General features: G+C 67.1%; 18 protein-coding genes and 1 pseudogene. 9 read left to right on the forward strand and 10 right to left on the reverse strand.

Annotated features, from left to right (window positions below):
- Positions 1–60 precede the first annotated feature (60 nt).
- Complete coding sequence (locus tag ACZ42P_RS10660; protein ID WP_464897521.1) at positions 61–1,941, forward strand: pyruvate kinase; 1,881 nt, start codon at positions 61–63, stop codon at positions 1,939–1,941.
- A gap of 16 nt (positions 1,942–1,957) precedes the next feature.
- Here the strand turns inward: ACZ42P_RS10660 and pap are convergent, their stop codons facing one another.
- The 9 genes from pap to ACZ42P_RS10705 all read right to left on the reverse strand — a co-directional run bounded on the left by pap (position 1,958) and on the right by ACZ42P_RS10705 (position 15,362).
- Positions 1,958–3,424: a polyphosphate:AMP phosphotransferase gene (gene pap / locus ACZ42P_RS10665; RefSeq protein ID WP_464897522.1), complete on the reverse strand. Its 1,467-nt coding sequence runs from the start codon at positions 3,422–3,424 to the stop codon at positions 1,958–1,960.
- 5 nt (positions 3,425–3,429) lie between these two features.
- Positions 3,430–4,944, reverse strand: coding sequence for a CYTH and CHAD domain-containing protein (locus tag ACZ42P_RS10670; RefSeq protein ID WP_464897523.1), 1,515 nt, complete (start codon positions 4,942–4,944; stop codon positions 3,430–3,432).
- Positions 4,937–7,018: a polyphosphate kinase 1 gene (gene ppk1 / locus ACZ42P_RS10675; protein ID WP_464897524.1), complete on the reverse strand. Its 2,082-nt coding sequence runs from the start codon at positions 7,016–7,018 to the stop codon at positions 4,937–4,939. Before ppk1 ends, ACZ42P_RS10670 begins: the two co-directional genes overlap by 8 nt.
- An 89-nt stretch (positions 7,019–7,107) precedes the next feature.
- Complete coding sequence (locus ACZ42P_RS10680) at positions 7,108–8,925, reverse strand: GGDEF domain-containing protein (protein ID WP_464897525.1); 1,818 nt, start codon at positions 8,923–8,925, stop codon at positions 7,108–7,110.
- A gap of 107 nt (positions 8,926–9,032) precedes the next feature.
- Positions 9,033–9,308: an oxidative damage protection protein gene (locus tag ACZ42P_RS10685; RefSeq protein ID WP_464897526.1), complete on the reverse strand. Its 276-nt coding sequence runs from the start codon at positions 9,306–9,308 to the stop codon at positions 9,033–9,035.
- Positions 9,309–9,362: 54 nt separating this feature from the next.
- Positions 9,363–12,179, reverse strand: coding sequence for an EAL domain-containing protein (locus ACZ42P_RS10690; protein WP_464897527.1), 2,817 nt, complete (start codon positions 12,177–12,179; stop codon positions 9,363–9,365).
- Positions 12,180–12,378: 199 nt separating this feature from the next.
- A complete protein-coding gene (gene argA, locus ACZ42P_RS10695; protein WP_464897528.1) occupies positions 12,379–13,725 on the reverse strand; it encodes an amino-acid N-acetyltransferase in 1,347 nt (448 codons plus the stop codon).
- Positions 13,726–13,767: 42 nt separating this feature from the next.
- The gene (locus ACZ42P_RS10700; protein ID WP_464897529.1) at positions 13,768–14,499 is read right to left on the reverse strand and encodes a 16S rRNA (uracil(1498)-N(3))-methyltransferase; all 732 of its coding nucleotides are present in this window, start codon (positions 14,497–14,499) and stop codon (positions 13,768–13,770) included.
- A 5-nt stretch (positions 14,500–14,504) separates the two neighbouring features.
- On the reverse strand, positions 14,505–15,362 hold the full coding sequence (locus ACZ42P_RS10705; protein ID WP_464897530.1) for a phosphate/phosphite/phosphonate ABC transporter substrate-binding protein: 858 nt from the start codon (positions 15,360–15,362) through the stop codon (positions 14,505–14,507).
- A gap of 144 nt (positions 15,363–15,506) precedes the next feature.
- Between ACZ42P_RS10705 and ACZ42P_RS10710 the strand changes: the two genes are divergently transcribed.
- The 8 genes and pseudogenes from ACZ42P_RS10710 to ACZ42P_RS10745 form a co-directional block, all read left to right on the forward strand.
- On the forward strand, positions 15,507–16,070 hold the full coding sequence (locus ACZ42P_RS10710; protein WP_464897531.1) for a thioredoxin family protein: 564 nt from the start codon (positions 15,507–15,509) through the stop codon (positions 16,068–16,070).
- A complete protein-coding gene (locus tag ACZ42P_RS10715) occupies positions 16,067–16,873 on the forward strand; it encodes an inositol monophosphatase family protein (RefSeq protein WP_464897532.1) in 807 nt (268 codons plus the stop codon). The genes ACZ42P_RS10710 and ACZ42P_RS10715 overlap by 4 nt, the downstream gene beginning before the upstream one ends.
- 255 nt (positions 16,874–17,128) lie before the next feature.
- Complete coding sequence (tkt, locus tag ACZ42P_RS10720; RefSeq protein ID WP_464897533.1) at positions 17,129–19,114, forward strand: transketolase; 1,986 nt, start codon at positions 17,129–17,131, stop codon at positions 19,112–19,114.
- A 90-nt stretch (positions 19,115–19,204) separates the two neighbouring features.
- A complete protein-coding gene (gene gap / locus ACZ42P_RS10725; protein ID WP_464897534.1) occupies positions 19,205–20,206 on the forward strand; it encodes a type I glyceraldehyde-3-phosphate dehydrogenase in 1,002 nt (333 codons plus the stop codon).
- A gap of 106 nt (positions 20,207–20,312) precedes the next feature.
- Positions 20,313–21,494 carry a phosphoglycerate kinase gene (locus tag ACZ42P_RS10730; RefSeq protein ID WP_464897535.1) on the forward strand — a complete coding sequence of 394 codons (1,182 nt, stop codon included), beginning with the start codon at positions 20,313–20,315 and terminating at the stop codon, positions 21,492–21,494.
- Positions 21,495–21,601: 107 nt separating this feature from the next.
- Positions 21,602–23,038 (forward strand): pyruvate kinase, encoded by a 1,437-nt coding sequence (gene pyk, locus ACZ42P_RS10735; RefSeq protein ID WP_464897536.1) that lies wholly within the window; start codon positions 21,602–21,604, stop codon positions 23,036–23,038.
- A gap of 67 nt (positions 23,039–23,105) precedes the next feature.
- Entirely contained in the window at positions 23,106–24,170 is a 1,065-nt protein-coding gene (gene fba, locus ACZ42P_RS10740) for a class II fructose-bisphosphate aldolase (protein WP_464897537.1), read from the forward strand.
- Positions 24,171–24,239: 69 nt separating this feature from the next.
- Positions 24,240–24,497 (forward strand): annotated as a pseudogene (locus tag ACZ42P_RS10745) (STAS domain-containing protein); the annotation flags it as partial.
- On the opposite strand, the gene ACZ42P_RS10750 reads toward ACZ42P_RS10745, so the two are convergent.
- A complete protein-coding gene (locus ACZ42P_RS10750) occupies positions 24,442–25,356 on the reverse strand; it encodes a LysR substrate-binding domain-containing protein (protein WP_464897538.1) in 915 nt (304 codons plus the stop codon). The pseudogene ACZ42P_RS10745 and the gene ACZ42P_RS10750 sit on opposite strands and share 56 nt — an antisense overlap.
- Positions 25,357–25,411: the final 55 nt, after the last annotated feature.

Below are 25,411 nucleotides of genomic sequence, written 5' to 3' on the forward strand. Positions count from 1 at the left end.
AAGCCGTCACGTTTCCGTCACAAAGGTGGCGTAGGCTCGGGCCGAGTCCTTCCCGCCCCCATGGATTTCGACGCCACCGCCGACCTCAAAGCCGCCCTTGCCGACCTGGAACAGCAGGTGGCGGCGCTGCGTCGTACCGTGCGTCAGGGCGCGCGCGAGCTTCTGCGGGAGTGGGAGCCCTGGCTCATGCGCCGCGCCTTCCAGACAGGCGCGGAAAACCTCGCCGCCTACATCATCCTGCGCCGCCACGACCTGCGCCCGCTGCAGACCCGCTTGGCCACCTATGGTCTGTCCTCCCTGGGGCGCGCCGAAGGCCATGTCCTGCCGGCCCTGGAATCGCTGCACCAGGCCCTCAAGCTGATGCTGGGCAAAGCCGTGGACGCCGGCCGGGCGCGCAGGCTGGCGCGGGCCATGGATCACCGCGAGGATCTCGCCCGCCAGACGGCCGCTCTCCTGGGCCCGCCGCCCGCGCGGCGCGAGGTGCGCATCATGGTTACCCTGCCCGGCGAGGCGGCCACGGATTATCCCTTCGTGCGGGAACTGGTGCTGCGCGGCATGGACTGCGCACGCATCAACTGTGCCCACGACGATGCCTCCACCTGGGCCCGCATGGTGGCCCATGTGCGGCGGGCGGCGGAGGAAGCGGGGCGCTGCTGCCGGGTGCTGATGGATCTGGCCGGGCCCCGGGTGCGCACCGGCCCGGTCAAGCCCGGCCCGGCGCTTGTGCACGTGAAACCCCGGCGGGACAGCCTGGGCCGCGTGGAACGGCCGGCGCGGCTGGTGCTGGACGGCAGCGGCGCACCGGGGCGCCCCGCCCAGAAGGATCCCCTGGGGCGGGTGACGCCGGCGCGGGTCTCGGTGGATGCGGCCTGGCTGAAGACGCTGGTGCCGGGCGACGTGATCCACTTCGTGGATGCACGGGGCCGCAAGCGGGATCTGACGGTGCGCGTGCGGCTGACGGAAGACCAGGTGCTGGCCGACGGGGAAGCGGGCTTCTATCTCCAGCCGGGCACGCGCCTCGTGCGGCGCTCTGCCGCTTGCGCCGGAGAACAGAGCACCGTGTGCGGCCCCATCGAGCCTGCACCCCTGGAGATCCGGGTCCGGCAGGGGGACTATCTTCACCTCACGCGCGCCTGCGTGCCGGGTGAACCGGGCTGGAACGGGACGGGCGGGCGGGAGCCGGCCTTCGCCCACATCGCCTGTTTGCCCGCCCAGGTATTCGACTACCTGAAGGAAGGGGAACCGGTTTTGATCGACGAGGGCCGCATCGGCGCGCGCATAGAGCATCTGGATGGGGACGGCGCGCTGCTGCGCATCGTGCATGCCCGTCCCGAGGGGGAGAAGGTGCAGCCGGAAAAGGGCCTCAATTTTCCTGAGAGCGACCTTGCGCTGCCGGCGCTCACGGACAAGGATCTGGAAGACCTGGATTTCGTCGTGGGCCATGCCGACATGGTGGGCTACTCCTTCGTGCAGACCGCCGCCGACATGGACCAGCTGGTGGCGGCCCTTGCCGAACGCAACGCGGCAGGGCTGGGCATCGTCGCCAAGATCGAGACCCGGGGCGCGGTGCAGAATCTCCCCGCCATCATCGTGCACGGGGCGGGGCGTCATCCCCTGGGCGTGATGATCGCGCGCGGTGACCTGGCGGTGGAAATCGGCTATGAGCGGCTGGCGGAAATCCAGGAGGAAATCCTGTGGCTGTGTGAGGCCGCCCACGTGCCCGTGATCTGGGCCACCCAGGTGCTGGAAGGGCTGGTGAAGCGCGGCCAGCCCTCCCGCGCCGAGATCACCGACGCCGCCATGGCCGAGCGCGCCGAATGCGTGATGATCAACAAGGGTCCCTTCGTGCTGGACGCCATCGCGCTGCTCGACGACGTGGTGGCACGCATGCAGGCCCACCAGCAGAAGAAGACGGCGCGGCTGCGGGCGCTGCACTGGTAGGGGTGGCGGCCAGCTATCACTTGAGCTTCGCTTCGATGCGCCGACACAGATCCTTGAGCACCTTGATGCGCGCGTAGTGCTTGTCTTCCGCTTCCACCAGCAGCCAGGGGGCGAGCTCGGTGCTGGTGCGGTCGAACATGTCGCAGGCGGCGCGCTGGTAGGCATCCCACTTCGCACGGTTGCGCCAGTCCTCGGGCGTGATCTTGTATTTCTTGTAGCCGGTTTTCTCACGCGCCCGGAAGCGGGCGAGCTGCTCGCGGTGACTGATGGCGAGCCAGTACTTGGCGACCAGGATGCCGCCGGCGGTGAGCTCCGCCTCGAAATCGTTGATCTCGCCATAGGCGCGCAGCCATTCCGCGGGCGTGGCGAAGCCTTCCACCCGTTCCACCAGCACGCGTCCGTACCAGGAACGGTCGAAGATCGCGATGCGGCCCCGGGGCGGGACATGGCGCCAGAAACGCCAAAGATAGGGGTGGGCACGTTCCTCGTCGGTGGGCGCGGCAATGGGAATGACACGGTAGATGCGGGCATCCAGCGCCGCGGTGATGCGCCGGATGGTGCCGCCCTTGCCCGCGGCGTCCGGTCCCTCGAACACCGCCACCACCGCGAGATCCTGGAAGGCGGCCGCGCGCGTCAGGCGTGCCAGGCGGTTCTGCCAGCGCTCCAGGGCCTTTTCGTAATCGGGGCGCGCAAGACGGAGACCGAGATCGAGCCGGTCGAGGATCAGGGTGTCGCGCTGGGGATCCACCATGGGCAGTTCCGCCGGCCCGGGTTGTGCCGGTGTCTGTGCCGGCGCGTCGAGCACGTCCGTCATGGCTTGCAGCACCCGCGTCGCCACGGTGTGGTGGCGCCAGCGGGCGTCGGTGGCTTCCACCACGATCCAGGGGGCGTGGGGCGCATCGGTGGCCCGCAGCACGGCGGCGGCGCGTGTCCGATAGCGCTCGTAGCGGGCGTGGTGTTTCCAGTCGCGCCTGGTCACGCGCCAGCGGGTGGCCTTGCGCCGTTCCAGTTCCCGCAGACGGGCGTATTGTGCGGCCTTGGACAGATGCAGCCAGAACTTGAGGATCACCACCTTCTCCCGGGCAAGCATCTGCTCGAAACGGCGGATGCGCTCCAGGCGGGCCTTGTCGCGTCGGCCGGGCTTGAGGGCCTGGGAGTACCAGGAACCGGACAGGATGGCCGTCTTGCCCCGCGGCGGCAGCAGGCGCCAGAAGCGCCAGAATTCGGGGCGGCGCTTCTCCTCTGCGCTGGGCTTGCCGATGCCCCAGGTGCTGATGTGGCGCGCGTCCATCCAGGCGTTGAGGACGTTGAGGGTCTCGCCCTTGCCGGCGCCGTCCATGCCGTGAATGAGGATCAACAGCGCCGCCGGCGCCTGGGTGAGCCAGTCGTACTGGGCATCGATGAGGCGCTTGCGCAGCCGAGGCAGCTCCCGCTCGAACACGCTTCGGGCAAGGCGGTGACCGGCTTCGGCAGATTCGAACACGGCTGTCAGTCTTTCCAGAAAATCGGACAGCGGCGCAGGCGTTTCCACGCGCGGGGCAGGTTCCCCACGGCCTGCGCCACGGAGGCGGCGGCCCAGCCGGTGAACAGGGCGGCCTCTTCCCGGCAGCGGCTGCCGCGGCTGCGCGCGCACAGGGCCTGCACCCGGGCCACCGCGCCGGCCAGGTCATTGAGCCGGCCCAGGTCGTCCTGCAGTCCCGCCAGCAGCTTGACATAGCGGCGCACGGCCTTGCCCGCAAACAGGCTGCCCAGGAATTCCGCCGCGTAGCGCATCTGCTTGGCCTGGATGCGCAGGGCGTGGCGGGCGGCGTCGTCCATCCGGGCGAGGTGGCGGCCCCGCGCGAGGAGTTTCCGGTGCCGGGCCTCCAGCCAGGCCACCGCCTGGGAACGCAGCGGCTCGTCGAGCCGTGCGCGCCGGGTCTCGTCGAGGCCGGCACGCCAGTCCCGCGCCACGAGCCAGCGGCCAAGCGCCAGCATGAGCTGCCCGTAGCGGGGCGAGGCGGCTGCTTCCCGGGCCAGGCTGCGGGCCGCGCGGCGCTGCTGGCGGATGCGCCGCGGCAGATCGGTGAGGGTGGCGCGTCCGGTCAGGGCCTTTGCACACGCGGGCAGAACTTCCTCCTCCAGCACCTCCCAGTCCCGGGCCGCGCCCAGGGCCTGGGCCAGCCACACCAGGTCCTCGCGCCACGCGGCGATCGCTCCTTCGCCCAGGGCAGGCCGGAACAGACGAAACAGGGCACGCAGGCGGCGCAGTCCCACGCGCATCTGGTGGACGAACTCCGCCTCTTCCGTTTCCAGCACACCCGGCTGGTTGCGCTGGATCTGCTCCAGACACTGGCCGGCCAGGATCACGAAGGCGTCTTCCACGGTCACGTGTTCGGGCAGGGAAACGGGCTGCGCCTTCACCGGCTGCCAGACCAGGCCCTGGAACAACTGGTAGCCGCGTTCCGCCTTGGAGCGTGCCTCCGGCGCCAGGGCGAAATCCCGGGCCAGTGCGAGGGCGAGCTCGTAGAGGCGGGCGACCGGGCCCCTGCGCAATTCCAGCTCCAGCTCCAGCACGGGGACCTTCTGGTCGCCGGCAGTGATCTCGCCCTGGTCGAGGGCGACCTCGAACTCCGCTTCGCCCCCGGAAAAATGCCAGAGCTGGCGCCGGAAATCGGTGCGGAAAACGGGTGTGAGGGTATCGGCGGCGATGTCCGGCAGCTCCGCGGCCAGGCGCAGGGGATCGGGCAGGGGGCGCGCAAGACGCGCTTCCCGTTCCTCCCGCCGGTGCAGGCCGCCGGAAACATTGCCGCCGCCCTTGAGGGTCTGTATCCAGTGCCGCCCCACGCGCCGCACGCGCAGGGCCCAACCGCGGCGCAGGAGATCGAGGTCGGGCGTGTCGAAGTACACGCTCACCAGATGCTGGTTCACCGGCGGGGCGTGGGCAAGGCGGGTGAGGGCGGCACGCAGGCCCCGGAGGTCGGCCTGCGTCAGGCGCAGCTTGAGTTCGGTTTCCTCAGCCATCCGGCTTGGCCCGCGCGAGCTGGGCGAGTAGGGTGCTCTGGGCACACCGTGCCTTGCCGCGCCGGGGCGACAGGCGCTGGTATTCGCCGTCGGGGCGCATGTCCCAGGCCTGGACGTTGTCCTGGAGATAGGGCAGCAGCCCCTCGCGGATCACGCGCCGCTTGAGCCGCGGGTCCAGCACGGGGAAGGCCACCTCGATGCGGCGGAACAGGTTGCGGTGCATCCAGTCGGCGCTGGCCAGCCAGACGTCATCGGCACCGTCGTTGCGAAACCAGAAGATGCGGCTGTGTTCCAGGAACCGCCCCACCACGGAGCGCACCCGGATGCGTTCGGACACCCCGGGCAAGCGCGGGCGCAGGGCGCACACGCCGCGCACGATGAGATCGATCTCCACCCCCGCCTGGGAAGCCTCGTACAGGGCCTGGATCACCTGGGGCTCCACCAGGGCGTTCATCTTGGCCACGATGCGCGCGCGGCGCCCGGCCCGGGCGTGCTCGGCCTCCCGGGCGATGGCCGCGAGCAGGTTGGCCGCCAGGGTAAAGGGCGCCTGCCAGAGATGGGCCAGATTGCCTGCGTGGCCCAGGCCCGTGAGCTGCACGAAGATCTGGGCCACGTCGGCGCAGATGCCCTCGTGGGCGGTGAGCAGTCCCAGATCGGTGTAGAGCTTGGTGGTGCGCGGATGGTAGTTGCCGGTGCCCAGATGGCAGTAGCGGCGCAGGGTGTTGCCCTCGCGGCGCACCACCAGCGCCATCTTGGCGTGGGTCTTGTAGCCCACCACGCCGTACACCACGTGGGCCCCGGCCTCCTCCAGCTTCTCCGCCCAGTTGATGTTGGCCTGCTCGTCGAAGCGGGCGAGCAGTTCCACCACCACCGTCACCTCCTTGCCACGGCGGGCCGCGTCGATCAGCGCTTCCATGATTTCCGAATCGGTGCCGGTGCGGTAAACCGTCTGCCGGATGGACAGCACATTGGGATCGCGCGCCGCCTGCTGGATGAATTCGATCACCGGGCTGAAGGACTGGAACGGGTGGTGCAGCAGCACGTCACCCCGCCGGATCACCGCGAACAGGTCCTCATCCTTGGCCTGGGCCAGCGCCGGCGGCAGCCCCGGCACGAAGGGGGGATACTTGAGATCGGGACGGTCCACCCAGTCCGGCACCTGTATCAGGCGCACCAGGTTCACCAGCCCGTGCACCTGGTAGAGATCCTCGGCTCCCAGACGGAACTGGGAGAGCAGGAAGCGGGCCATTTCCTCCGGGCAGTTGTCCGCCACCTCCAGACGCACCGCATCGCCGAACTGGCGATGGGGCAGCTCGCCCTGCAGGGCTTCCCGCAGGTTGGTGATCTCCTCCTCGTCCACGAACAGGTCGCTGTTGCGGGTGACGCGGAACTGGTAGCAACCCTTCACCGTCATGCCTGCGAACAGCTCGCCCACGTGGGCGTGCAGGATGGAGGACAGGAACACGAAGCCGTAGTCACAGCCGGCGATGTCCGAGGGCATGCGGATCACCCGCGGCAGCACGCGCGGCGCCTGCACGATGGCGGTGCCGGAGCTGCGGCCGAAGGCGTCGCGGCCCTCCAGCTCCACCGCGAAGTTGAGGGACTTGTTGAGCACCCGGGGGAAGGGATGGGCCGGATCCAGGCCGATGGGGGTGAGCACCGGCATCACCTGCTCGAAGAAATAGCGGCGCACCCATTCCGCCTGGGCGGCGTTCCAGTGGGTGCGGCGCAGAAAGCGGATGCCCTCCTGCGCCAGGGCCGGCAGGATGTCCTCGTTGAGGAGCTGGTACTGGCGCGCGATCAGGGCGTGCGCCGCGGCCGAGACGCGCCGGAACACCTCGCGCGCGGGCAGGCCGTCCGGGCCGGGCACGCCGCCCCAGGCGATCTGCTGCTTGAGCCCCGCCACCCGAATCTCGAAAAACTCGTCGAGATTGCTGGAGACGATGCACAGGAAGCGCAGACGCTCCAGCAGCGGGGTCGTCGGATCCTCCGCCAGCGCCAGCACACGACGGTTGAAGGCGAGCTGGGACAGCTCGCGGTTGAGGAAGAGCTCCGGGCCAGGGGGGGCAAGCATGGGGAAACCACCGAAAGCGCCCGATTTTAGCGGGCGCGATGCGGTGGATTATGACACTTTCGTGACAAGCCCGCCCGCGGGATGCGGCCTCAGTCGGTGCGTGGAGCGTAGCGGCGCCGGTTGACGAACACCCCGTCGGGGGTCCGCTTGGCGGCCTTCTTGGCCTCGGCCGCGACGTCCGCGACCTCGTGTTCCGTGCGGAAGACGCCCGGCGGGATTTCCACACAGCCGATGGCCACTGATACCAGGGGATGGAACACGTGGCGGCCCTGGCGATCCTCCATCACATAACCGCCCGCCGCGCGGTCCTCGGGCCGGAACAGGGGCGCCACCTCCTCGGCGAACCTGGCGACGATACTGCGGGCACGGTGTTCCCAGTCGGAGCTCTGGAACAGGACGATGAAGTCGTCGCCGCCGATGTGACCGACGAAATCCCGCTCCGCGTCGGTGTGGGCCACCAGCACCCGCGCCAGGGTCTGGATGGCGTCGTCGCCGCGGCGGTAGCCGTAGCGGTCGTTGAAGGCCTTGAAGGCATTGAGGTCCACGTAGGCCACGGTGAAAGGGATCCTGCCCTGGAGCAGGCGGTTCATGTGCTCGCTGATGGGTACGTTGCCCGGCAGCAGGGTGAGGGGGTTGGCATAGCGGGCCGCCGTGATCTGCAGCTCGGTGATGTGAAGGATCAGATCGTGGCTGGTGCCGATGCCCGCGTAACGGCCACCTTCCGTCAGGATGAAACCTTCCGCCAGGTAACGGCGGTCACTGGTCACCACCAGGCGCGACAGATCCTGGATGCTCATGTTGCGGTCCACCACCAGGGGAAGGGAGTCCATGAAGACCCGGCAGGGCTTGCGTCCGTGCAGTTCCAGGAAGAAGCGCTGGGTGGCGATCTCCAGGAAACGGTGGCGGTTGATGAGACCTACCGGGATGCCGTCTTCCACCACCGGCAGGGCGGGCAGGTCCCGCCGCTCCATGAACAGCCGCTGCACTTCGGTATTGGATGTTCGCGGCGAGACGCAGGGCGCCTCGATCAGCAGGGCGCCGGCGGTGACCCGGTGCAGGGGGCCGTTTTTCCCCGCCGGCAGCGGTGGCTTCCGGAAAATCTCGCTGAGTGCCGGTGACAAGGTCGAGGCGGGGGTGGCGGACGGGCGTGCGATCACGTAACCCTGACCCAGGCCAATGCCGATTTCGCGCACCGTGCACAGCTCCGCCTCGGTCTCGATGCCTTCGGCGATGACCGTGGAGCGGGCCTGTTCGGCGATGCGCTGGATGGATTCCAGAAACTTGTGCTTCACCGGATCCCGGTTGACCCCCTCGACGAAATGGCGGTCGACCTTGACGAAGGCCGGGCGCAGCTCCGACCACAGACGCAGGCCGGAGAAACCTTCGCCCAGATCGTCGATGGCGATCTGGAAACCCATTTCCCGGTAATGATCCGTGGCTGCGCGCAGCACCTCGTAGTCCAGCGTGGGCCGGTGCTCGGTGAGCTCGATGATGATGCGATCGGGGCTCAGGCCCAGCGCCTCCAGCAGGCGCAGCGTTTCGCCCCGGGTGAAGCCCGGCTGCAGCAGGCATTCCGGATCGACATTGAGAAACAGCCGCCCCGGCAGGTCGCGCGCGGCGAAGCTGCCGAGTACCACCTTGCGGCAGACGCGTTCCAGGTCGAGCGACAGGCCATGACGCTGGGCGACGCCAAAGAGGGCGAGCGGCGACTGCAGCGGCGTGTTGGAGGGACCGCGGATCAGGCCTTCGTAGCCCATGATCGCGCCATTTTTTAGGTCGATGATGGGCTGGAACACGGCGGTCAAGCGCTCGTGATCCAGGATGTCACGCAGGATTCGGAAAGAGGCATCCTGGGGCGGTGGAACCGCCTGGGAGGCTTTTTCGACGGTGGTCGTCTGGCGGGACATGGTGGGACGTCCGGGCAAGGCACCGGGACCCCGTGCCCCGGGCGGCCCACCATGCTAGGCGGGGTGTGTGACGGCAGTGTGACGGGCGGCCTGCCCCGAAGGGAACCCTATTTGCTCCGCGGCGGCACGTAGCCCGCCGGCATGTCCGCCCCCGGGCCGAAGAAATAGGCTTCCATCTGTTCCATGAGGTATTTGCGTGCCCGGGGATCGGCCAGGTTGAGCCGGTTCTCGTTCACCAGCATGGTCTGCAGGCGGATCCAGCCCTGCCACGCCTCCTTGGACACGTTCTCGAAGATCCGCTTGCCCAGCTCGCCGGGATAGGGGGGGAAGTCCAGCCCTTCCGCTTCGCGTCCGAGCTTGACGCAATGAACCATTCTCGCCATGGGGATTTCCTCGCGGGTTGCAAAGCCGGAATGATAGCGCAAAACCCGCGCGCCTCAGGCCTGTGCGCCGGACAGCGCCGGATGGTCGGCACGGGGCATGTCCAGGTGATAGCCCTGGACCAGGTCCACGCCGAAGCCGCGCAGCATGGCCAGGGTTTCCGCGTCCTCCACGTATTCCGCGATCACGGTCTTGCGCATGCCGCGCGCCACGTCCACGATGGCCTTGACGAACACCTGGTTGTCGTAGTCGTTGGGCAGGTCGCGGATGAACAGGCCGTCGATCTTGAGGATGTCGGCCTTGAGGTGCTTGAGGTAGGCGAACGAGGAAAAGCCGCTGCCGAAATCGTCCAGGCAGATGCGGCAGCCGGTCACGTGCAGCGCCTCGATGAAGCGCTGGGCATCGTGCAGGTCGGACACCGCCGCGGTTTCCGTCAGTTCCACCATTAGCCGGTAGGGTTCCACGCCGTGACGGGTCAGGGTCTCGCTGATGAACTGGGGCAGAAGCGGATCGTCGAAGGAGCGGCCCGAGATGTTCACCGCCAGCGACGGCACCTCCGGTGCCCCGGCCAGAAGCTTGACGCTCTCCGCAATCACCCATCGGTCGATGTCCAGGATCTTGCCGCTGGCCTCCGCCACCGGGATGAAATGGCCGGGCATGATCAGGCGCTCGGGATCGGCTTCGTCCACCATGCGCACCAGCACTTCCAGGTGGGACAGCCGCCCGTCCTGCGCGCCGTACACACCCTGGAAGTGCAGGCGCAGCAGCCCCTTCTCCAGGGCGTTGACGATGCGCTCGTTCCAGGTCAGGCGCGACAGCATCTGGCGCGAGGTGTCGAGGTCGGCGCGATACACCCGCCAGGCATTCTTGCCCGCCTCCTTGGCCTGATACATGGCGGTGTCGGCGTGGGCGATCAGCTCTTCCGCGTTGTCCGCATGTTCGGGATAGAGGGCGATGCCCAGGCTGGTGGTGAGGCGGATGTTCTGCCCCTCGAAACGGAAGGGAATCTGGGAAATGGCGCGCACGATGCGCTCGCCCAGCATGGCGGCTTCCTTTTCGCCCGCGTCCGGCAGCAGCACCGCGAACTCGTCGCCCCCCAGGCGGGCGAAAATCTCGTTGCGCCGGACCAGGGCGCTCACCTCGCCCGCCACGCGGATCAGCATGGCGTCCCCGGCGCGATGGCCGAAGGTGTCGTTCACGTACTTGAATTCATCCAGGTCGAAAAAGAGCAGCGCGCCGTGGGAATTGCGCCGGTCCACGTCGGCCATCATGCGTGACAGCTCCTCCTGGAAGCGGTGGCGGTTGTACAGGCCGGTGAGGGAATCGCGCTCCGCCAGGTAGATGAGCTGTTCCGCGGTCTGCCGCTCGCGGGTCACGTCCTCATAGATCCACAGGCGGCCGATGAAGCGGCCTTCCACGTCGCGCACCGGGTAGGAGACCTGGGTCACCACGCGGCCGTCGGCCATGGTGATCTCGAAGGTTTCGCTCACCTCGTGGGTGCCCGTCACCTCCAGCACGTGACGGGAAAAATGGTCGGGACGTGCCAGCACGTTGGCGGAGTAGGCCAGCACATCGGTGGTCAGCCGGCCGGTGAGATCGACGCCGTCCCGGATCAGCCAGATGCGGCGGAAGGCGGCGTTGACGTAGATCACCCGGTTCTCCGCACTCTCGAACAGGATGCCGATGTTCATGGCCGACAGCAGCGAGGCCAGACGCGCCTGTTCCTGGCGTGCCTGTTCCAGCAGGCGGCGCTGGATGTCCTCCGACTGCTTCAGTTCCTCGATCGCCTCCTGCAGCACGAACTGGGATTCCTTGAGCTCCGAGATGTCGCGGATGCCCATGCGGATGCCCAGGTACTCGCCCTGGCTGCCATAGATGGGCTGCCAGGCGGCGGAACACCACACCACGCTGCCGTCCTTGCGCCGGATGCGCAGCTCGTAGTTGTCGCCGGACGTGCCGCCGATGGCGCGCTTGAAATCCGCATAGACGGTCTCGCGGTCCTCGGGCGGAAGCAAAGGCAGGGGGTAGTCCGCCATCGCCATCACTTCTTCCGGCGTGTAGCCGGTGATACGGCGCACGGAGGGATTCACCCACACCAGCCTGCCGTCGGGCGCAAGCCACGATTCCCAGTCATAGGTGTAATCGGCGATGGCATGGAACCGGCGTTCGCTGTCCCGCAGTGCCTGCACGCGGCTTTGCACCGCCGCCGACATCTGGTTGAAGCTGCGGGTGAGGCTGGCCACCTCGTCCTGGCCCTGGACCGGCAGCCGGATGTCGAAGTGGCCGGCAGCCACCTGCTGGCTGGCCTGGGTGAGCAGCGCCAGCGGGCGGGTGAGCCAATAGCCGAGCAGGGCCAGCAGCAGCAGCGACAGCAGCATCACGGCTAGGGCGATGGTGACGCCGTCGCGCAGGAGCTTGCGCTGCGTGTCCTTCAGCAACCGGGTGGACAGGCCGTAGCGCAGTTCGCCATGCACCACGCCGGCAACGGCAATGGGCATGCGGGTGTGGAACACCTCGCCGCGGCCGAGGCTGGTCTCGGCGTCCACCGACGGCAGGGGGCTTGCGCGGTCCCAGCCCGCCGAGGCGGCAAGGCGTCCCAGATTGTCGAGCAGCACGAGATAGGGCAGCCCCTCCCGGCTTTGCAGCTCGGTCAGGATCTCCTGCAGGGTGGCATAGTCGCGCTGGGCCAGGGGGCCGGCCAGGGCGGCGCGCAAGAGGGGTTGCAGCTCCCGGTTGCGGGCCTGCGCCTGGGCGGTGAGGCTGTCGTCCACCAGGCGTGCGCCATTGGCAAGCAGCAGGCCGACGATGGCGAGCTGCACCAGGGCGGTGACCGCCACCAGGCGGAAGCGCAGGGAGTGAAACAGGCGCATCATGGCCGCGGCTGCCTGCCGCCCGGCGCAGGCGTGGGCGCGAAGCCGTGCGCCCTGGTGTCGTGGGGTTTGTGGTCCATGCTCCTCCGTCGCCCCGGGAATCGGACATGCAGACCCGGTGGTTTCTTGTTATCGGAGGAATGCTAGCATGGGCGCGCCTGGTGAAAAATGCTCGGGGCCAGGTGCGTCGCGGGTCGCGCCGTCACAATTGCTTGACGAAGACCTTGGAGCGGCGCTGGTAGTTGTAGAGGGCCTGCTTCTGCTGCGGCAGGGCCTCCACGCCGGTTTCCACGAAACCGTGTTCCACGAACCAGTGGGAGGTGCGCGTGGTGAGCACGAACAGGCGCTTCAATTTCCTGCGCCGCGCGATTTCCTCCATGCGGGTCAGGATCAGGGTGCCGCGGCCGGCATCGCGATAATCCGGGTGCACGGCGAGGCAGGCCAGTTCCGCGGCCTTCTCTTCCGGGAAGGGATACAGGGCGGCGCAGCCGATGATGATGCCGTCGTGGTCCAGCACGTAGAAACGGTCGATCTCCATTTCCAGGAGTTCCCGGGAGCGGCGCACGAGGATGCCCTCGGCCTCCAGCGGCTCGATCAGGGCCAGGATGCCGCCCACGTCGTCGATGGTGGCCTGCCGGAAATGTTCCACCGGCTCCCGGGTGATCATGGTGCCCACCCCTTCCCGGGTGAACAGCTCCTGGATGATGGCGCCGTCCAGGTGCCGGCTGATGAGGTGGGCACGGCCGACGCCGTTGCGGCAGGCCTTGACCGCATAGGGCAGGTACAGGGCGACGTCGGAGCTGGCGTCCTTCAGCCCCCGCAGCACCTGCTCCGCCTGCTGGGTGGTGAGTTCCTTGAGCAGCCTACCCTTGCGGTCGGTGACGCCGGGCGTTTCCATCAGGAAGATGAGTTTTTCCGCCTTGAGGGCGATGGCGGCGGCGGTGGCCACGTCCTCCAGGGTAAGGTTGAACACCTCGCCCGTGGGCGAGTAACCCACGGGCGAAAGCAGCACGATCTCGTTTTGGTCCAGCCGGCGCTGGATGGCCGTGGCGTCGATCTTGCGCACTTCGCCCGTGTGCTGCAGGTCCACGCCCTCGCGCACGCCCATGGGCTGGGCGGTGACGAAGTTGCCGCTGGCCACCCGGATGTCGGCTCCTGCCATGGGCGAATTGGGCAGACCCATGGACAGCAGCGCCTCGATTTCCACCCGCACCGAACCCGCGGCCTCCTTGACGCAGGCCAGGGCCTCGGCGTCGGTGATGCGCAGGCTTCCCGCGTATTTCATGGCCACGCCCCGTTCCCTGAGCTCGGCCTCGATCTGGGGGCGCGCGCCGTGCACCAGCACCACGCGCACATCCAGGGCGTTGAGCAGGTTGATGTCGTGGGCGAGGCGCACGAAATCCCCCTCGCTCACCACCTCGCCACCGAAGGCGATGACGAAGGTGCGCCCGCCGAAGGCGTGGATGTAGGGCGCGGCGGAGCGGAACCAGTTGACGAAGTCCTGGCTTCTGGCCGGGCTGCGCCGCTTGGAATTGGTTTTGTTGGTCATGCCGGGGTCGCTCGCAGGATTTGAAGTGTAATCGACTGGCGCTCAGAAATCGCCCCACAGCGCGTGCATGGCGGCCAGGGCGGCCAGGGCGGCGGTCTCGGTGCGCAGGATGCGCGGTCCGAGCCGCAGCGGCAGGAAACCCTGGCTCACCGCGACGCTGCGCTCCGCCTCGCTCAGGCCCCCTTCCGGTCCCACCAGCAGCAGTACCGGGCCCCGGGGTGGGGGTAGATCCCGCAGGCGCGTGTCGGCGTCCGGGGCGAGCATCAGCCGCACACCGCCGGGTTCCAGGTGCGCGAGCCAGTCTGGGAGCGTCTCGGGCGGGTGTACCGGCGGCACCCGGCTGCGGCCGCTCTGTTCGCAGGCAGCGATCACCACCCGCCGCCAGTGCAGCAGGCGCTTCTCCGCGCGCTCCCCCACGAGCCGCACCACGCTGCGCTCCGCTGCGATGGGCGAGATCCCGGCCACGCCCAACTCCACCGCCTTCTGCAGCGTATAGTCCATGCGTTCGCCGCTGGAAATGCCCTGGGCGAGGATCACCGTCAGGGGCGGCTCCCGGTCGCTGGCGGCGGCTTCTTCCAAGCTGACCCGCACCTCGCCGCGCTGGATCTGCTGGATACGGGCGTGGAATTCACGACCCTGGCCGTCGAACACCCGCAGGGCCTCGCCTTCCTTCATGCGCAGGACACGCAACGCATGGTGTGCCGCCTCCGGCGGCAGGGCCAGGCGCGCGCCAACAGCGAGCGGGCCGGGACAGTAGAAGCGGGGCAGACGCACGGGACTCAGCGCGGTGCGCCCAGGGCGGCGCGCAGCGCCGGCAGATAGGCATCCAGGCTCTTGAGCTCGGCGTCGGTGGGCGGACGCAGCCCGAGGTAGCCCAGCCGGTCGATGAACTCCCGCCCCTCGGGCGTCTGTTCGACGAATTCCCGAATCAGCCGCGCGAAGCGCTCGGTTTCCCCTGTCCCCATATCCCGTCGGGCCAGGATCATCACGTGGGGCACGGCATCGCTGCGGGCGAGCATCGCCAGCCCCGCGCGCTGGTCTGGCGGCAGCTGCAGGAAGGCGGTGTTGGAGATGGCGGCGGCAGCCACGGCGCCCTGGCGCACCGCCAGGGCTGCGGAATTGTGGCTGGGCATTTCCCTGAGCACCACGTCGCGGCCGGGGGAAAGCCCGTGCTCCCGCAGCAGGTTCACCGCCAGCTGGGTGACGATGGCCAGACCATCCGGCGTGGCCACCTGCCTGCCGCGCAGATCGGCCAGACTGCGCACCGGGCCGCCGCGCTCGGCTATGAACACCGCCGCGAGATCCCGCTGGGCGCGCAGCAGGGGCTGGTAGCCCGCCTCCAGCTGCGCCAGGCGCGCGAAATGGGGCGCGGTCACCACCAGCGGATAGGTGCCGGTGAGGGTGCGTTCCACGAAGGTGCGCATGTCCGGGGCGGTGACCACCACGACCGGCCGACCCAGCCGGCTTTCCAGGAAGGTTTGCAGCGGCTGCCAGGTGGTGAGCAGGGTGCGCGTGGAAAGGTAGGGGAAAACCCCGATCTCCAGCGGCGCCGTGGCGGGCGTCTGGGCCTGTGCCGGAAGGGCGGGCAGGCACAACAGCAGCAGACACAGCAGCAGGCGGAGCGTGGTCGTTCTCATGCACGCAAGACGGGGCGGTTCCCAGCGGATGCTAGCACGCACCCTTTGGCGATCCAAGCCGCGCGGCCCCGGGGCGGACTGGTGGAATCCCGAGGGGCCGTTATACACTGCCGGCCTGAGCCCTGTTTTTTCGGGAGGACTTCGATGGTCAGTCTCACCACTCCTGTCTGCGAGTTCGGGCGCAAGGCGCCGGACTTCGATCTGCCCGGTGTTGATGGCAGGCGCCACACGCTGGCCAGCACGCGCGGCCCGCGCGGCCTGCTGGTCATGTTCATCTGCAACCACTGCCCCTATGTCAAGGCCGTGCGCAGCCGCATCATCCGCGACGCGCGCGACCTGGCGGCGGAAGGCATCGGCGTCGTGGCGATCAATTCCAACGACGCCAGCCAGTATCCGGAGGACTCCTTCGAGGCCATGAAACAGGTGGCGGCGGAATACGGCTACCCCTTCCCCTACCTGTACGACGAGAGCCAGGAAGTGGCGCGCGCCTATGGCGCCGTGTGCACACCGGACTTCTTCGGCTTCAACGCCGATCTGGAGCTGCAGTATCGCGGCCGGCTCGATGCCTCGCGCAAGGAAACCGCCCCCGAAGATGCGCGCCGCGAACTCTATGAGGCCATGGTGCAGATCGCCCGCACCGGCCGCGGGCCGGCGGAGCAGATTCCCAGCATGGGCTGTTCCATCAAGTGGAAGAACGGGGGCGCGTGAGTTTCCGTTCCGACGGCATGCTCGCCGCCATCATCCGGGTCACCAAGCAGGTCGCGCAGCACGAGATCGTGCCCCGCTACCTGCGGGTGGCCCATGAGCACAAGGTGGACGGCAGCCTGTGCACCATCGCCGACACCGAGGCCCAGGCCGCCCTCGTGCGGGAGCTGCGGGAGATCGCCGACTGCCCCGTGCTGGGGGAGGAGATGGGTGCCGAGGAACAGCAGCGCCTGTGGCAGGCAGGGCGGGAAGGGCTGTGGGTGATCGACCCCATCGACGGCACGTCCAACTTCGTCAACGGCCTGCCCTACTTTGCGGTGTCCATTGGTTTCCTGCGCGAGGGCCGGCCCGAGCTGGGCGTCATCTACGCCCCGGAACTGGACGAAATGTTCTGGGCCGAGCGCGGCCGCGGCGCCTTCCTCAACGGGGAACGCCTGCCCATCAAGGAGCGGCCGCCGCGCAATTTGCGCGCCGCCCTGGCAGGGGTGGATCTCAAGCGCCTGGACCGCAGGCTCGCGGCCGAGCTCGCCGCCCGGCCGCCCTACAGTTCCCAGCGCAACTTCGGTTCCAGTGCCCTGGACTGGTGCTTCGTCGCCGCCGGCCGCTTCGACATCTATCTCCACGGCGGGCAGAAGCTGTGGGACTACGCCGCCGGTGCCCTGATCCTGGAAGAGGCGGGCGGGCGGCTCGCCACCCTCGATACCGACGACTTCTGGTCAACCAACCCCTGGAAACGCTCGGTCATCGCCGCCTGGCACGGCCCGACCTTCGAGGCGTGGCGGGACTGGGTGCGCCAGCCACGGTGAATCCCGGCCACCCTTCGCCGCACACCTCTCTAAGCCATTGAAAATTCGTCAATCTTCTCCTGTTGCCAAGCTTTGGCCGGGTAGGGGATAATTTCAGCTTTCGCTTAAGAAGACTCCGCGTCCCAGCGGGGCACGGCTGGCGCCCCGGTTTCATTCCGACCCCAATACCCGCCCAGCACGACACGATGCGACGGAGTTGCCCGGCCGAGGTCGCCGGGTGGAGTAGGTTTCCCAAAAACAGAAGGATGTTCTGACATGGCAACTCGCAAAGACCTGGCCAACGCGATTCGCATTCTGGCCATCGACGCCGTGGAAAAGGCCAAATCCGGCCATCCCGGCGCGCCCATGGGCATGGCGGAGATCGCCGAGGTGCTCTGGAACCACCACCTGCGCCACAACCCCAACAATCCCAAGTGGCCGGACCGCGACCGCTTCGTGCTCTCCAACGGGCATGGCTCCATGCTGCTCTATGCCCTGCTGCATCTGACGGGCTACGACCTGCCCATGGAGGAGATCAAGCGCTTCCGTCAGCTCCATTCCAAGACACCCGGGCATCCGGAATACGGCTACACCCCCGGCGTGGAGACCACCACCGGCCCCCTGGGTCAGGGCATTTCCAACGCCGTGGGCATGGCGCTCGCGGAAAAGATCCTGGCCCAGCAGTTCAACAGGCCCGGCCATGAGATCGTGGACCACTACACCTACGTGTTCCTGGGCGATGGCTGCATGATGGAGGGCATTTCCCACGAGGCCTGCTCCCTGGCCGGCACCTGGGGCCTCAACAAGCTGATCGCCATCTACGACGACAACGGCATTTCCATCGACGGTCACGTGGATGGCTGGTTCACCGACGACACGCCGGGCCGCTTCGAGGCCTACGGCTGGAACGTGATCCGCAACGTGGACGGCCACGACCCGGCGGCCGTGGATGCCGCCATCCGCGCCGCCAAGGAGTCCAAGGACAAGCCCACCCTGATCTGCTGCAAGACCATCATCGGCAAGGGTTCCCCCAACAAGGAAGGCACCCATGACGTCCATGGCGCCGCCCTCGGGGAGGCCGAGGTGGAAGCCACGCGCAAGCATCTGGGCTGGACCTATCCGCCCTTCGAAATTCCCCAGGACATCTACGAGGGCTGGGACTGCCGCACCAAGGGCCAGGGGCTGGAAAACCTCTGGAACAACAAGTTCGCGGAATACAAGAAGGCCTACCCCGCCGAGGCGGCCGAGTTCGAGCGGCGCATGAAGGGCGAGCTGCCGGCCAACTGGAAGGAACACGTGGCGCAGGCCCTGGCCGCCATCAACGAGAAGGCGGAAAGCGTGGCCACCCGCAAGGCGTCCCAGATCGCCATCAATGCCCTGGCGCCGGTGCTGCCCGAGTTCGTGGGCGGCTCCGCCGACCTGACCGGCTCCAACCTCACCAACTGGACCGGCTGCCATCACACCCACGGCAAGAAGATCGGCAACTACTTCAGCTACGGCGTGCGCGAGTTCGGCATGGCCGCCATCATGAACGGCATGGCGCTGCACGGCGGCGTGCTGCCCTTCGGCGGCACCTTCCTGATGTTCTCCGAATATTCCCGCAACGCCCTGCGCATGGCCGCGCTCATGAAACAGCGTGTGATCCACGTGTTCACCCATGACTCCATCGGTCTGGGCGAGGACGGGCCCACCCACCAGCCGGTGGAGCAGACCGCCACCCTCCGGCTGATGCCCAACATGGAGGTCTGGCGGCCCTGCGACACCGTGGAGACCATGCAGGCGTGGGTGGCCGCGGTGGAGAAGAAGGACGGGCCCACCAGCCTCATCCTCTCCCGCCAGAACCTCAAGTTCCAGAAGCGCACGCCGGAGCAGATCGAGGCCATCCGCCGGGGGGGCTACGTGCTCGCCGATGCGGCCAATCCCAAGGTGGTGCTGATCGCCACCGGCTCGGAAGTCCAGCTCGCGCTGGATGCCAAGAAGGTTCTGGACGAGCAGGGCATTCCCACGCGCGTGGTGTCCATGCCTTCCACCACCACCTTCGACCGTCAGGACCAGGCCTACCGGGACAGCGTGCTGCCCAGGGGCGTCAAGCGCGTGGCCATCGAGGCCGGCGTGACCGACGGCTGGTACAAGTACGTGGGCGAGAGCGGCGCCATCATCGGCATGAACCGCTTCGGTGAATCCGCGCCTGCAGCCGACCTGTTCAAGGAGTTCGGCTTCACCGTCGAGAACGTGGTGAATACCGTCAAGAGCATTCTCTGAAACGCCGCCGGGCACGCGGACGGCCCTCGGCCGTGGCGCGTGCCCCGTGGCTGCAGGATTTCTGTTCTTTTACCCTAAGGAGAGCGAATCATGGCAATCAAAGTCGGCATCAACGGCTTCGGGCGCATCGGCCGCATGGCGTTCCGCGCCATCGCGAAGGAGTTTCCCAATCTGGAAGTGGTCGCCATCAACGACCTGCTGGAGCCGGATTATCTGGCCTACATGCTGCGCTATGACTCGGTGCACGGGCGTTTCAACGGTGACATCAAGGTGGATGGGAACTACCTGATCGTCAATGGCAAGAAGATCCGCCTCACCGCCGAGAAGGATCCCGCCAACCTGAAATGGAATGAAGCCGGTGCCGACCTCGTCCTCGAGTGCACCGGCTTTTTCCTGGATGAGGAATCCTGCCAGGCCCACCTCAAGGCCGGCGCCAAGAAGGTCATCATGTCCGCGCCGTCCAAGGACAAGACGCCCATGTTCGTGTACGGCGTGAACCACAACAGCTACGCCGGCCAGGCCATCGTCTCCGCCGCCTCCTGCACCACCAACTGCCTTGCGCCGGTGGCCAAGGTGCTCCATGACAACTGGGGCATCAAGCGTGGGCTGATGTCCACCGTGCATGCCGCCACCGCCACCCAGAAGACCGTGGACGGTCCTTCCAAGAAGGACTGGCGCGGCGGCCGCGGCATCCTGGAAAACATCATTCCTTCCTCCACCGGTGCGGCCAAGGCGGTGGGCAAGGTGTTGCCCGAGCTCAACGGCAAGCTCACCGGTATGGCCTTCCGTGTGCCCACCTCCGACGTGTCCGTCGTGGACCTGACCGTGGAGCTGGAAAAACCCGCCAAGTACGAGGAAATCTGCGCCGCCATGAAGAAGGCCTCCCAGGAAGGCGACATTTCCCGCACCCTGGGTTACACGGACGAGAAGGTGGTCTCCACCGATTTCCGCGGCTGCGGCTATTCGTCCATCTTCGATGCCGAAGCCGGCATCGCCCTGGATGACACCTTCGTCAAGGTGGTGGCCTGGTACGACAACGAGTACGGCTACACCTGCAACATGCTCCGCTTCGCCGAGCACATCGCCAAGTAAGGTGACGGGGGGGGCCGCCCGGCGGCCCCCTCTGCCATGCAGGCGGTGAGCTGTAAGGCATGGCCGCTCGCCATGCCCTACACCTTATCGCAATCAGGAGAGAACCATGTCCGTCATCAAGCTCACCGATCTCGACCTCAAGGGCAAGCGCGTGTTCATCCGTGCCGACCTCAACGTCCCGGTCAAGGACGGCAAGGTCACCAGTGATGCGCGCATCGCCGCCTCCATGGCCACCATCGAGTACTGCCTGAAACAGGGCGCGCGCGTCATGGTGACTTCCCACCTGGGCCGGCCGACCGAAGGCGAATTCTCGGAGGAGAACTCCCTCAAGCCGGTTGCCGACAACATCTCCCAGCGCCTGGGCAAGCCGGTGCGCCTGATCCGCAACTGGGTGGACGGCGGCTTCGACGTGGCCGAAGGCGAGCTGGTGGTGCTGGAAAACGTGCGCATCAACAAGGGCGAGAAGAAGAACGACGACGAGCTGGCGAAGAAATACGCCGCCCTGTGCGACGTCTTCGTGATGGATGCCTTCGGCACCGCGCATCGCGCGGAAGCGTCCACCCACGGCATCGCCAAGTACGCGCCGGTGGCCTGCGCGGGTCTGCTTCTCATGCAGGAGCTGGAGGCCCTGGAAAAAGCCCTCGCCAACCCGGAGCGGCCCATGGTCGCCATCGTCGGCGGCTCCAAGGTGTCCACCAAGCTCACCGTGCTGGAGTCCCTGTCGGAAAAGGTGGACCAGCTGGTGGTGGGAGGCGGTATCGCCAACACCTTCATCAAGGCGGCCGGCTACAACGTGGGCAAATCCCTGTGCGAGGATGATCTGGTCCCCACCGCCAAGGCGCTCATGGAAAAAATGTCGGCGCGGGGGGCGCGCATTCCCATCCCGGTGGACGTGGTGGTGGGCAAGAAATTCGACGCCAGCGAACCGGCGGTGTTGAAGGACGTGAAGGACGTGGCCGATGACGACATGATCTTCGACATCGGGCCCCGGAGCGCCCAGGAGCTGGCTGACATCATCATGGCGGCTGGCACCGTGGTCTGGAACGGTCCGGTGGGTGTGTTCGAGTTCGACCAGTTCGGTGAGGGCACCAAGAAAATCGCGGAGGCCATCGCCGCCACCAAGGCCTTCACCCTCGCGGGCGGCGGCGACACCATCGCCGCCATCCAGAAATACGGCATCTATGACAAGGTGTCCTACATCTCCACGGCGGGCGGCGCCTTCCTGGAATACCTGGAAGGCAAGACCCTGCCGGCCGTGGCGATCCTGGAAGAACGGGCCAAGGGGTAAGCAGGACGCAGGAACCGGGCGCGGTGAGCGGGCGGGGCCCGGCGCCCCCGCGCTCCCCGCCTCGGCCTTTCAGCTCACCGCCCACCGTTCACTGCTCCCCCAAATCTATGCAACGCAGAACCAAAATCGTCGCCACCCTCGGCCCCGCCTCGGACGATCCCAAGATCCTCGACAAGATGATCGCCGCCGGGCTCGACGTGGTGCGTCTCAATTTCTCCCACGGCACGGCGGAGGATCATACCCGTCGTGCCGAGATGATCCGCTCCCTGGCCCGCGCCCGCGGCAAGACCGTGGGTGTGCTGGCCGACCTGCAGGGACCCAAGATCCGCATCGGCAAGTTCGCGCAGGGCTCCGTCACCCTCAACAGCGGTGACCGTTTCATCCTCGATGCCCAGTGTGCCCTGGGCAACCAGGAGCGGGTGGGCCTGGACTACAAGGACCTGCCGCGCGACGTGCATCGCGGCGACACGCTGCTGCTCGACGACGGCCGCATCACCATGTGGGTGGAGGAGGTGCGCGGCTCGGAAATCATCTGCAGCGTGGTGCAGGGTGGCGTGCTGTCCAACAACAAGGGCATCAACCGCCTGGGCGGCGGGCTGTCGGCGCCCGCGCTCACCGAAAAAGACCTGGAGGACATCCGTACCGCGGCCGCCTTCAAGACCGATTACCTGGCGGTGTCTTTCCCCCGCAGCGGCGAGGACATCGAACGCGCACGCCGCCTGCTGCGCGAGGCGGGTGGCCGCGGCCAGATCATCGCCAAGATCGAGCGCGCCGAAGCAGTGGCCGCCCTCGATGAAATCATCGACGCGGCGGACGCCATCATGGTGGCCCGGGGCGATTTGGGCGTGGAAGTGGGCGATGCCGCGGTGCCGGGCCTGCAGAAAAAGATGATTCGCCTCGCGCGCCAGAAGAACAAGCTCGCCATCATCGCCACGCAGATGATGGAATCCATGATCGAAAACCCCATCCCCACCCGGGCGGAAGTGTCGGACGTGGCCAACGCGGTGCTGGACGGCACGGACGCGGTGATGCTCTCGGCGGAAACCGCGGCGGGCAAGTACCCGGTGGAGACCATCGCCGCCATGGACCGGATCTGCGCCGAGGCCGAGAAGGAGGTGGACATCTCCTTCATGAGCCAGTACAAGGTGAAGAAACAGTTCGACCGGGCGGATGAGGCCATCGCCATGTCCGCCATGTTCACCGCCAACCACATCAAGGTAAAGGCCATCTGCGCCCTGACCCAGTCCGGTTCCACGGCGCTGTGGATGTCGCGCATGCACGCCGAGGTGCCGATCTACGCCTTGACACCCGAAGTCGAAACCCGTAGAAAGTTGACCTTGTTTCGCGGCGTCTATCCCGTCAATTTCAAGACCACGACGAAGGATCGGGAACAGCTCCTGGTCGAGGCGGAAGACGAACTGCGCCGCCGGGGCGCGGTGCGTGACGGCGACCTGATCATCATCACCTTCGGTGAGGCCATCGGCAAATCCGGAGGGACCAACACCATGCGCATCGTGCGGGTGGGCGACCACAGAAAGGCGTGACCGGTGAACCTGACCTGGCCGCGCCGGGCTGCCCGAAACGTTTAGTCAAAACCTCAAGGAGAAAGCAATGGCACTGATCACCCTGCGCCAACTGCTGGACCACGCGGCCGAACATGGCTACGGCGTGCCGGCATTCAACGTCAACAACCTGGAACAGATGCGCGCCATCATGGAAGCCGCCGATGAAACCGACAGCCCGGTGATCGTGCAGGCCTCCGCCGGCGCGCGCAAGTACGCGGGCGCGCCCTTCCTGCGCCACCTGATCCTGGCCGCCATCGAGGAGTGGCCCCACATTCCCGTCTGCATGCACCAGGACCATGGTACCTCGCCCGCCGTGTGCGTGCGTTCCATCCAGCTGGGCTTCTCCTCCGTGATGATGGACGGCTCCCTGCTGGAAGACGGCAAGACGCCCTCCAGCTACGAGTACAACGTGGAAGTCACGCGCAAGGTGGTGGAAATCGCGCATGCCTGCGGCGTTTCCGTGGAAGGCGAGCTGGGCTGCCTGGGTTCCCTGGAAACCGGCAAGGCCGGCGAGGAAGACGGCATCGGCGCCGAGGGCACCCTGGACCACTCCAAGCTGCTCACCGACCCCAATGAGGCCGCGGATTTCGTGCGCAAGACCGGCGTCGATGCCCTGGCCATCGCCATCGGCACCTCCCATGGCGCCTACAAGTTCACCCGCCCGCCCACGGGGGACATCCTCGCCATCGACCGGGTCAAGGAAATCCATGCCCGCATTCCCAACGTGCACCTGGTGATGCACGGTTCCTCCTCCGTGCCGCAGGAGTGGCTCAAGATCATCAACGAATACGGCGGCGACATGGGCGAGACCTACGGCGTGCCGGTGGAGGAGATCGTCGAGGGCATCAAGCACGGGGTACGCAAGGTGAACATCGACACCGACCTGCGCATGGCCGCCACCGGTGCGGTGCGCAAGTTTCTCACCGAGAACAAGAAGGAATTCGACCCGCGCAAATTCCTCACCGCCGCCACCAAGGCGATGAAGGACATCTGCAAGGCGCGCTACGAAGCCTTTGGCACCGCCGGCAATGCGTCCAAGATCAAGGTGCTGTCCCTGGAGGCCATGACCAGCCGCTACGCCAAGGGCGAGCTGGATCCCAAGGTCAACTGAGCAAGGCTTTCTGCAGCGCATGAGGACGGCCCCGCAAGGGGCCGTTTTTTCTTTGGGCTCGACGCTTCCTGCGCGGCCCAGCTCCGGGCGGTGGCGCGCCAGCTCAAGGCGCGTGGTGTGGAACTTTATTTCAGTGGCCTCAAGCGCCAGGTGCGGACGGCCTTGGAGCGGGGCGGGCTGGCCGAGGTGATCCCGCCGGATCACCTGTTCGCCACCAAGGACCTGGCGCTTGCCGCCCTGGAAGCACGCTACGGTGCGGGCGGCGACGGGCTCACGCCACCGGGCGGGACAATACCGCCGTCGCCTCGTCCAGCAGGAAGTTCTTGAAGGCCAGTGCCGCGGCGGACAGGCGCTTGTCCTTGCGGTGGACGATATGCCAGTGACGGCGGATGGGCAGACCTTCCACGTCCAGCACCCGCAGGCGGCGTGCGGAAAGTTCGAGCTCGATGGTGTGCAGCGACACCACACCCAGACCCAGTCCGGCCTGCACCCCCTGCTTGATGGCCTCGGTGCTGCTCATCTCCATGCCCGTCTGGATGGTCACGCCGTGCGCCTCGAAGTAGCGTTCCATGGCGATGCGGGTGCCCGAGCCCTCCTCCCGCATGAGGAAGGTTTCTTGGGCCAGGCGGGCGAGGGGGATGTTCTTCTGGCGGGCCAGGGGATGGTTCATGGGCGCGATCACCACCAGCGGGTTTTCCATGAAGGATTCCGCCACCAAGTCCAGCCCCTCCGGCGGCTGGCCCATGATGGCCATGTCCATCTCGTTGTTCGCCAGCTGCATCAGCAGGGTTTGGCGGTTGGTCACGTTGAGGCTGACGGTGATGGTGGGGAAACGCTGGCTGAAGGTGGCCAGAAGCTGGGGCGCGAAATAGTTGGCGGTACTGGCCACGGAGATCTTCAGCTTGCCGCGCTTGAGGCCCTTCAGTTCCGAGAGCACCGCCTCCAGCTCGTTGAGCTGCTGGGCGATGGTGCGGCTGTAGTGGTAGAGCTCGTGCCCGGCCTCGGTGAGATAGATCTTCTTGCCCAGCTGCTCGAACAGGGCGGTGCCCACGTTTTCCTCCAGTTGCTTGATCTGCATGGAGACCGCAGGCTGGGTCAAATGCAGCTCCTGGGCCGCGCGCGAGAAGCTCAGGTGGCGGGCCACGGCCTCGAACACGGAAAGCTGGCGAAAGGTGACGTGCAGCATGGCGGAGGTTCGCTATAAGATAAGCGATAGCTTATCCTAATCATCAAAAACTTTC

The organism is Thiobacter subterraneus, assembly GCF_055379455.1.